At 64.5% G+C, this 9,404-nt stretch carries 9 protein-coding genes; 3 read left to right on the plus strand and 6 right to left on the minus strand.

All coding sequences use genetic code 11. The features are described from left to right. Positions 1-48 precede the first annotated feature (48 nt). Positions 49-1,239, plus strand: a complete 1,191-nt coding sequence (locus ACKODO_RS14610) for a GNAT family N-acetyltransferase (RefSeq protein ID WP_408984181.1) — start codon at positions 49-51, stop codon at positions 1,237-1,239. A 190-nt stretch (positions 1,240-1,429) separates the two neighbouring features. Next, entirely contained in the window at positions 1,430-1,858 is a 429-nt protein-coding gene (locus tag ACKODO_RS14615; protein ID WP_408984174.1) for an HIT family protein, read from the plus strand. 32 nt (positions 1,859-1,890) lie between these two features. Here the strand turns inward: ACKODO_RS14615 and ACKODO_RS14620 are convergent, their stop codons facing one another. From ACKODO_RS14620 to ACKODO_RS14645, 6 genes are all read right to left on the minus strand, one after another. Next, the gene (locus ACKODO_RS14620; RefSeq protein ID WP_408984175.1) at positions 1,891-2,250 is read right to left on the minus strand and encodes an AzlD domain-containing protein; all 360 of its coding nucleotides are present in this window, start codon (positions 2,248-2,250) and stop codon (positions 1,891-1,893) included. Further along, on the minus strand, positions 2,247-3,002 hold the full coding sequence (locus tag ACKODO_RS14625; protein ID WP_408984176.1) for an AzlC family ABC transporter permease: 756 nt from the start codon (positions 3,000-3,002) through the stop codon (positions 2,247-2,249). The genes ACKODO_RS14620 and ACKODO_RS14625 overlap by 4 nt, the downstream gene beginning before the upstream one ends. A 46-nt stretch (positions 3,003-3,048) precedes the next feature. Beyond that, positions 3,049-4,224, minus strand: a complete 1,176-nt coding sequence (locus tag ACKODO_RS14630; protein WP_408984177.1) for a homoserine O-acetyltransferase — start codon at positions 4,222-4,224, stop codon at positions 3,049-3,051. Positions 4,225-4,322: 98 nt separating this feature from the next. Continuing rightward, on the minus strand, positions 4,323-6,800 hold the full coding sequence (gene clpA / locus ACKODO_RS14635; protein ID WP_408984182.1) for an ATP-dependent Clp protease ATP-binding subunit ClpA: 2,478 nt from the start codon (positions 6,798-6,800) through the stop codon (positions 4,323-4,325). A 102-nt stretch (positions 6,801-6,902) separates the two neighbouring features. After that, positions 6,903-7,250 (minus strand): ATP-dependent Clp protease adapter ClpS, encoded by a 348-nt coding sequence (clpS, locus tag ACKODO_RS14640; protein WP_408984178.1) that lies wholly within the window; start codon positions 7,248-7,250, stop codon positions 6,903-6,905. A 334-nt stretch (positions 7,251-7,584) separates the two neighbouring features. Continuing rightward, the gene (locus ACKODO_RS14645) at positions 7,585-7,917 is read right to left on the minus strand and encodes a phasin family protein (RefSeq protein WP_408984179.1); all 333 of its coding nucleotides are present in this window, start codon (positions 7,915-7,917) and stop codon (positions 7,585-7,587) included. A 397-nt stretch (positions 7,918-8,314) separates the two neighbouring features. On the opposite strand from ACKODO_RS14645, the gene ACKODO_RS14650 reads away from it, so the two are divergent. Then, the coding region (locus ACKODO_RS14650; protein WP_408984180.1) for a D-alanyl-D-alanine carboxypeptidase family protein at positions 8,315-9,404 on the plus strand (1,090 nt) is incomplete at its 3' end.

The raw sequence follows: 9,404 nt of genomic DNA on the forward strand, positions 1-9,404 counted from the left end.
CGGTCGCAAGGCCCGGCCGGGAGCGGAAAGCCGCCTGCCCTCAACGACTTGGCGAGCAACCCGGACTCAAGCCCGGAAACCGGTGCAAGACCGCCTCAAGCACCGGAATCATCCCCGGAGGAGGATGATTCAGCCTCTGAACTCGCAGAATCACCCTCTGAGGAAGATGACACCAACCCCTTCCTCACACATGCTTTTCTGCGCGCGCTGGAGCAATCCGGCTCGGTGGGTGGAAGAACCGGCTGGACGCCGCTTCACCTGCTGGCCCGTGATGAACAGGGCCGCGCGATCGGCGCCGTCCCGGCCTATGCCAAGAGCCATTCGCGCGGCGAATATGTGTTCGATCATGCCTTCGCCGAGGCCTATCACCGGGCGGGCGAGCGCTATTATCCGAAGCTGCAGGTCTGCGTGCCCTTCACCCCCGCCACGGGGCGCCGGCTGCTCGTGCCGGCGGGGCCGGAGGCAGGGGCGATCCGCGCCGGACTCGTGGCGGGGCTGGAGGGCCTGCGCCAGCGCATCGATGCTTCCAGCCTGCACGCGACCTTCCTCACGCATCGCGACCGCGACACCTTCCTCGGCCAGGGTTTTCTCGAACGGATTGACCAGCAATTCCATTTCGAAGCGGCCGGCTATCGCGATTTCCAGGATTTTCTCGAAAATCTCGCCTCGCGCAAACGCAAGGTCCTCAAGCGCGAGCGGCGGGACGCGCTCGCCAATGGCATCGCAGTCGAATGGCTCACGGGCAGCGACCTCCGGGAAGCCCATTGGGATGCGTTCTTCGACTTCTACATGGAGACCGGCAGTCGCAAATGGGGCACGCCCTATCTCACGCGGGCCTTCTTCAGCGAGATCGGGCAGGCCATGCCGGAAAAGATCCTGCTCATCATGGCGAAGCGCGCGGGGCGCTCCATCGCCGGCGCGCTGAATTTCATCGGTGGCAACACGCTTTACGGCCGGAACTGGGGTGCGATCGAGCACCATCCCTTCCTGCATTTCGAACTCTGCTATTACCAGGCCATCGATTTCGCGCTCTCGCGCGGCCTCACACGGGTGGAGGCCGGCGCGCAGGGCGAACACAAGCTCGCACGCGGCTATCGCCCGGTGAAGACCATCTCCGTCCATCGTTTCGCCGATCCGCGATTCCAGCGCGCCGTCGCGGATTATCTCGTGCGCGAGCGGGCGCATGTCGATGCCATGCAGGAGGAGCTGGAGACGCTCACGCCCTTCCGCAATCCCTGATCTGACCCGGGTCGCGAGCCCCGGATGACCGGTGCAGGCCGCCTGCCTCGCTCGAGGCGGCCCGCCATGCCGGGTGGTTGTGGTGCGCTGCGGCTCTTGGTAATCCTTCGGTGCCTGTCGCCGAACCCCACGCGAATTCAGGGCGATCCCGGCCTGCCGTGGTCACCTTTGCATGAGAGAGGAACGTTGCATGACACCCTATGACGCCGAGAACATCTTCGCGAAGATCCTGCGCGGGGAAATTCCCTGCCATCGCATCTTCGAGGACGAGAGAACGCTCGCCTTCATGGACATCATGCCGCGCTCGCCCGGCCATTGCCTGGCCATTCCGAAAGGGCCCGCCCGCAACCTGCTGGATTGCGACCCGGAGATGCTCTCGCACCTGATCACGAAGGTGCAGCGGATCGCGAAGGCCGCGAAGCAGGCGCTCGGCGCGGATGGCGTGACGCTGCAGCAATTTTCGGAAAGTGCCGGCGGGCAGGAAGTTTTTCACCTGCATTTTCATATTCTTCCGCGCTGGGAAGGCATGGTGCTGCAACGCCATCCCGCGCCGAGGGCCGAGATGGCGACTTTGGCCGAACAGGCGGAGAAGATCCGGGCCGCGCTGGCGAGCCTGTGAGAGCGCGGCCTCCTGGGGCGGGCTTTCGCGCTTCAACCGCTGAAGGCCAGCCCCGCTCCGATCAGCACGATTTCCCCCGCGATGACGCCCGCAATAATCGAGCGCCGCGCGAGATAGAAGCCGGCAACGCCCGCCACGAGCGATCCCACGCGCCAGAACAGCGGAATGGTCGCCAGCGCGCCGGTGGGTGTGAGGATAAGCTTCGCCACCACCCCCGCTAGCAGCGCGCTTGCCACCGCGCGCACCCATACGAGGATTTCCGAATTCTCGTCGATGCCCCGCCCGAGAAAAACCGCCAGCCAGCGCCAGATCTCGCTTGGCAGGAAACCGAAGAGGATGATCACGAGATAGGGCCAGAGCCCGCCCGATGCATGCTCCAGCCAGGCGATCATGGCGCATCCGCCTTCTCGCGGCGGGCCTTCAGGAAGCGGTGGATGAGATAGGCCAGCGTGCCGCCGACGAGGCCCTCGACCAGCAGATCGAGCCCGGCCGGCACGATGGCAATGGCCAGGGGCGCGAGCCCGATTCCGAACCCCAGCGCCAGCCAATCCACCGGCTGTTTCGCGGCCGCGACCATGTTGACCAGGAAGAACAGCGGCGAGGTGAGCAGCAGGCCGGCCGCCAAGGCCGCCGGCAATTGCCCAATAAGGTAATAGCCCGCCCCCGTCGCCAACGCGGCAGCCACGAGCACCGTGTTCGCAAAGCCGAAAAAGTAGGGAATGCGCCGTTCCGGTGCCATATCCGGCATCACCCGCATGGAATGCACCCAGGCGGTGATCGCCACATAATGCGAGATGAGCAGCAGCACCCAGGTCGGCGTGCCGGGCCGCCGCATCAGCGGCAGGAGCGCCATGGTCATCGGCAGGAATCGCACGGAGGAGAGCGATACGGCCACCGCCACGGCGGGCAACGCCGCGCCCGAGGCAATCGTGCCGAACAGCACCATCTGGCCGGGCGCTGCCCAGATCAGGACGGTCGAAAGCACCCCCGCCCCCAAGGGATAGCCGATATCCCGCGCGAGACCGCCCACGCCCACCAGCGAGGCCATGAGCATGAGCGCCGGCAAACCCGCCGCATCGCGAATGCCTTCGCGCAAGGCGGACCAGGTGACGGACGGGGAATCAGAGGCAGGTTCGGCGGGCATGGATCAGTGATCCACGGATAACCCCGCCGGCCTCAAGAGGTCGAGACTATCTTGCGAGGAAATCGCGGATCGCCCCTTCCGCCTGCTTGATGTTCAGCACGCCATCGAGATGGCCGCGATCGCCCTGAAGCTGCACCTGCTGCACGGAGAGCCCGGCATCCTTCAGCCGCTTCGCCGTATCATCCACGCCGCTGGGCGGGAAAACCAGGTCCTTCGGCGAATGAATGAGCAAAACGGGCGCCTTGATCTTCTTCACGCCCTCATCGAGCGTGCCGCCACCTGCGACGAAAAGCTGGTTCGCCTTCACGAGATAGAGGAAGTGGTTCGCATCCGACACCTTGGCGCGCGCCGCACCCGCGCCATCAAGCGTCGTCTCGATCAGGAAGCGCTTGTCGAAGCCGGAAGCCGGGTTTTCGCCCTCCTTCGCCCATTTGCGGCCGAAGGTCTTGTTGGCCCAGTCTCCGTGGTTGGCGTGAAGGGTGACGATTTTCAGGGCCTGCGCGAGGCCATCATTCGGCGGCGTCTTGCCGTAGTAATCGCCCTTGTTCCAGTTCGGATCGAGCCGGATCGGCGAGGCCCAGATGTCGAGCCAGGCGATGAGGTTCGCATCGGCCTCGCCGAACGCGATGACCGGCATGGCCCTCGCCACGCGATCCGGGTAGCTCGCCGCCCATTCGAAAGTCTGCAGCGCGCCCATGGAGGCGCCCGCCACAAGCTGGAATTTCTGGATGCCCAGCTGATCCGCCAATTGCCGCTGAACCTCGACGAAATCGCGGATGGTGACGATCGGGAAATCCATGCCGTAGGGCTTGCCCGTCTCCGGGTTGATGCTTGCCGGCCCGGTGGTGATGGTATTGGGGTCGCCCGTATTGAGGTTAACGAGGCTGTCGACCGACATCACGAAATAGCGGTTGGTGTCGATCACCTTGCCCGGTCCGATGATCGCATCCCAGTAGCCCGGCGCGGCATCGCTTTCCTTGTATTTCCCCGCGGCATGGCTGTTGGCGGAAAAGAAATGCGCGATGAGAATCGCGTTGGATTTCTCCGCGTTGAGCGTGCCGTAACTCTCCCAGCCGACCTTCACATTCTTCAGCGTGCGGCCGGATTGGGTGGTAAAGCTCGGAAGTTCAAAGGTTTTCTTCTCGGTCAGCAATGTCTGCGCCGAGGCCGGCGCAACGAGCATGACGGCAGCGACCAGCACGGCCTTCCAGCGGATGTTCATGATGTCCTCCCCCGATCCGCTGCGCGATACGGCAGCGTTTCGAGAAGAAACTAAAGGCCAGCCGGCGCTGGTGCGTCAATGGGCTTCGAGACTCCGCCTCAGCTCTTCAGCGGCAGCTTCGGCACCGACGAACGACGCGGCTTCGGCGGTTCCTCATCCGGTGCCTTGGGCGGCGGAAGCGCCTTGCGCGCGGCAGGCTTGCCCTTGGGCAGCGCCTTGCGCTTCGCTTCCTTCGGCGCCGGCAGAGCCTCCTGCTTCGGGCGGAGCGGCCCTTCCGGGAATTCGAAGCCCAGCACGCGCTTGCCATTCTCCTCACGGGTGATGACGCGCACCACGCCGCCGCCTTTCAGCTTGCCGAAGAGCACCTCGTCGGCCAGCGGGGTCTTGATCGCGGTCTGGATGAGGCGGGCCATGGGCCGCGCGCCCATCTGCTCGTCGTAACCGTTCTCCACAAGCCAGGCGCGCGCCTCATCCGTGAGCGAGATGGTGACGTGCCGATCCGCCAGCTGCGCCTCAAGCTGCGCGATGAACTTGTCCACGACCTGCGCCACAACCTCCTTCGGCAGATGGCCGAAGGGCACGATGGCATCGAGCCGGTTGCGGAATTCGGGCGTGAACATCTTGTTGATCGCTTCGGTATCCTCGCCCTCGCGTCGCGCGCGGGTGAAGCCGAAGGCGCTTCTGGCCATGTCGGCCGCGCCGGCATTGGTGGTCATGATCAGGATCACGTTGCGGAAGGAGACCTCCTTGCCGTTATGGTCCGTCAGCTTGCCGTGATCCATCACCTGCAGCAGGATGTTGTAGAGATCCGGATGCGCCTTCTCGATCTCGTCGAGAAGCAGCACGCAATGCGGGTTCTGGTCCACGCCATCCGTCAGGAGGCCGCCCTGATCGAACCCGACATAGCCGGGCGGCGCGCCGATGAGGCGGCTGACGGTATGCCGCTCCATGTATTCGCTCATGTCGAAACGAAGCAGCTTCACGCCGAGCGAGGAAGCCAACTGCTTGGCGACCTCGGTCTTGCCGACGCCGGTCGGGCCGGAAAAGAGGTAGCAGCCGATGGGCTTCTCGCCATCACGAAGGCCCGCACGGGCGAGCTTGATCGCCGCCGTGAGCTGCGAAATCGCGCCTTCCTGCCCATAGACCACGCGCTTCAGCGTGGTTTCGAGGCCCTGAAGCACCGCCGCATCATCCTTCGAGACCGATTTCGGCGGGATGCGCGCCATGGTGGCGATGGTCGCCTCGATCTCCTTGATGCCGATCGTCTTCTTGCGCCTGCCCTCGGGCAGCAGCATCTGCGAGGCGCCGGTCTCGTCGATCACGTCGATGGCCTTGTCCGGCAGCTTGCGGTCATGGATGTAGCGCGCGGAAAGTTCCACCGCCGCCTTCACCGCGTCGTTGGTGTATTTCAGCCGGTGAAATTCCTCGAAATAGGGCTTCAGGCCCTTGAGGATCTCGATCGCATCGGGAACCGTGGGCTCGTTGACGTCGATCTTCTGGAAACGGCGCACCAGCGCGCGATCCTTCTCGAAATACTGGCGATATTCCTTGTAGGTGGTCGAGCCGATGCAGCGCAGCGTGCCGGCTGCCAGCGCCGGCTTCAGCAGGTTCGAGGCGTCCATCGAGCCACCTGACGTGGCGCCCGCCCCGATCACCGTGTGAATCTCGTCGATGAAGAGGATGGCCTTCGGGTGGGCCTCGATCTCCTTCATCACCTGCTTCAGGCGCTCCTCGAAATCGCCCCGATAGCGCGTGCCGGCGAGCAAAGTGCCCATGTCGAGCGAGAACACCGTCGCATCGGCCAGCACATCCGGCACCTTGCCGTCGACGATCATCCGGGCGAGGCCCTCGGCGATGGCCGTCTTGCCCACGCCGGGATCGCCCACGAAAAGCGGGTTGTTCTTCTGCCGGCGGCAGAGCACCTGAATGGTGCGGTTCACCTCGGCCATGCGGCCGATCAGCGGATCGATCCTGCCGCCGCGCGCCTTCTCGTTGAGGTTCACGCAATAGGCGTCGAGCGCGCTTTCCTTGCCCTTCTCGCCCTTGCCGTTGCCGTTCTCGGCCTTGCGGGAATCGGCGGCCCCCTCCTCGCTCTCCTCATCCGCGCCGCGCGGGCTGCGCGAAACCGAGGCGCCCGGCCTTTTCGCGATGCCATGGCTGATGAAATTCACCGCATCATAGCGGGTCATCTCCTGCTCCTGCAGGAAATAGGCGGCATGGCTCTCGCGCTCGGCGAAGATCGCGACGAGCACGTTGGCGCCGGTCACTTCATCACGGCCCGAGGATTGCACATGGATGACCGCGCGCTGGATGACGCGCTGGAACCCGGCCGTGGGCTTGGTCTCGGTGCGCTCCCGGGCAATCAGCGCATCGAGTTCGTTGTCGATGTAATGGGTGACGGTGCGGCGCAGATCCTCGAGCCTGACGTTGCAGGCCTCCATCACGGCCGCGGCATCCTCATCGTCGATCAGGGCGAGCAGCAGATGCTCCAGCGTCGCATATTCGTGCCGGCGGCTAGAGGCCAGGCTCAGCGCCTGATGGAGGGCATTCTCGAGGCTTTTCGAAAAACTGGGCACGGGAACCGTCTCGCTTTCCTTGTTTCCCATCGAGGGTTGCACCTCGCATGGGTCCTGCACAGGCCTTGCGGCCCTTGGTCGCGGCGAGGCCCCCGCTCGCCGCTACTTCTTTTCCATCACGCATTGCAGCGGGTGCTGGTTGTCCCGCGCATAGGCCATGACCTGCGTCACCTTTGTCTCGGCGACCTCATAGGTATAGACCCCGCATTCGCCCACGCCGTGATGATGCACGTGGAGCATGATGCGGGTGGCGTCCTCCTCGGTCCGGTTGAAGAAGCGCATGATGACATGCACCACGAACTCCATCGGCGTGTAATCATCGTTGAGCAGCAGAACGCGAAACAGATCCGGTCGCTTCGGCCTGGTGACGGTGCGCGTCGCAACAGACGTGCCGTTGCCTGGCCCCTCGCCCTCCCTCCCGGCCGGGCCAAGGCGGGCAGGCCAATGCAAGCCAGGCTGAGATCGGACAGGAAGCACGGCGACCCTCTCTCGAGAACACGCCACCGGACAAATCAACCGATTGAGACGGAAGGTGGCGCAGCGCCGGGCGACAATCAAGGCCCTTTCGATGAGGCCAGCTCGCCACCTTGCGCAGGATCAATGTGGGGAGCGATCCGTGCTTCCGCCAGTGGGCAGATCACGGATGCCGGTGGAAAAGCACGGAAATCCCGCCAGGCCCTCCCAAAACAGGAAAGCCCGGCGCTGGAGAGCGCCGGGCCGAACCACACTAGGCGAAAACCCGGGCTTCGACCCGGCTCTTCCGCATCCTCGCGCGGAGGCTGGCTTACTTGCCGGCCTTGGCGAAAATGGTCTCGAGCGGCTTGGTCGCTTCCTTCGCGAGTTCGGTCACGAGCTCGCCGACCTTGGTGGCATGGGCAACGTAACCCTCGTAGGAGGACTTCGCGAACTCGGCCTGCAGTTCGATCGCCTTGTCGAGCGTCTTCACGCCGAGCAGCTTCTCGAACTGAGCCGAACCGGCCTCAACGGCCTTCTTCGAATAATCGGCAACTTCCGAGGCGATCGCCTGAACGCCCTTCTGCTGAACGCCGAACGCCTTGATGGCGAGGTCGAGGTTGTCTTTGCCGTACTTCTGGATGTCTTCGAAAGCGTTCATCATGGCTGTTCCTTTCGTGGATCTGGATTCGTGGACCGCATCTCCGGCTCCTCTCGGAACCAGTTGAGGACCATTTATGTTGCAGCGCACAAAATGTCAAGCAACTATTTTGCGGCGCACAATACGGCTTCCAGGAAACGGCCCCTCGCGATCCCGCTTCCATGATGGCCCGAGCCGAGCCCGGGCCGTCGCAACCCGAAAAGCGCAGCGGCCTTAACCGGCAGTTAACCGGAAAGAACGCATTTTGTTCCGTGTTGCGTTGCCGCACCGAAACGGAGCGGCCTGTGCTTGAACCGCCCCTCCCCAAAGGAGGCGCCGGAGAGTGAGTATGCGTCGAGTAAGCGTTGCGAGCGGGGCGGATTGCGCCTCTTTTCGTGTTTGGGGCTTGGCAATTCTCGCCATGCTCCTGACATTGGTTCTATCGATTCCGCAGGCTGAAGCCTCGCGGCGCAAGCAGCAGAAAGCCGCAACCTATGCACCGCCCTACGCCTCCCTGGTTTTCGACGTGAATACCGGCCGCACTCTGCAGGCCACCAATCCGGATGCGCCGCGTCATCCCGCCTCGATCACCAAGGTGATGACGCTTTACATGCTGTTCGAGCAGATCGAGCGCGGCCGTTTCCGTCTGGATTCCGAGCTGCCGGTCTCGCGTTTTGCCGCGAGCCAGAGGCCATCGAAGCTCAGCCTCGCGCCAGGCACCACGATCTCCGTGGAAGATGCCATCAAGGCGCTCATCACCAAATCCGCGAATGATGTGGCCGTGGTCGTGGCGGAAGCCATTGGCGGCACCGAGGAGCGCTTCGGTCACATGATGACCGCCAAGGCGCGATCAATCGGCATGTCCCGTTCCGTTTTCCGCAACGCCTCGGGCCTTCCGAACCCCCAGCAGATCACGACCGCGCGCGACCTCGTCACGCTGGGCCGGGCGATCCATGACCGTTTCCCGCGATTTTATCCCTATTTCGGCACGCGCACCTTCGAGTTCGACGGCTATGCCTATCGTAATCACAACAAGCTTCTGGGGCGCGTCGAAGGCGTGGACGGCATCAAGACCGGCTTCACGCGCGCCTCGGGTTTCAACCTGCTGACCTCCGCGAAGGTCGATGGCCGCCACATCCTCGTCGTGGTGCTCGGCGGCCGTTCGGGCCGCCAGCGCGACGCTCTGGTCGCTTCTCTGGTCGAGGGGCACATGCCGCGCGCCGTTGCCGGTCGTCGCACGCCCCGCGCCGTGGAAGTCGCGGCCGCAGCCAATGATGACGAAGGTGACGAAACCGGCACGAAGGCCTCGCCCCGCTTGCCCGCCCAGGTGGCGGCCGCGCCGGTTCCTGCCCCGCAGCCTCCGGTGACCGCTCCCGCTCCAGTCTCGGGGGAGGCCCTGCCCCTCCCCCGCCTGGAGCGGGAGCGGTCACCCGAGGCTGCGGGGCAGGAACCGGCGCGGCCGCCACCTGGGCGGGCCACCGGGGCGAGGCCGTCGGGCCGGGTTGGGCACC

This window comes from Rhabdaerophilum sp., assembly GCF_046092605.1.
GTDB lineage: Bacteria > Pseudomonadota > Alphaproteobacteria > Rhizobiales > Beijerinckiaceae > Rhabdaerophilum.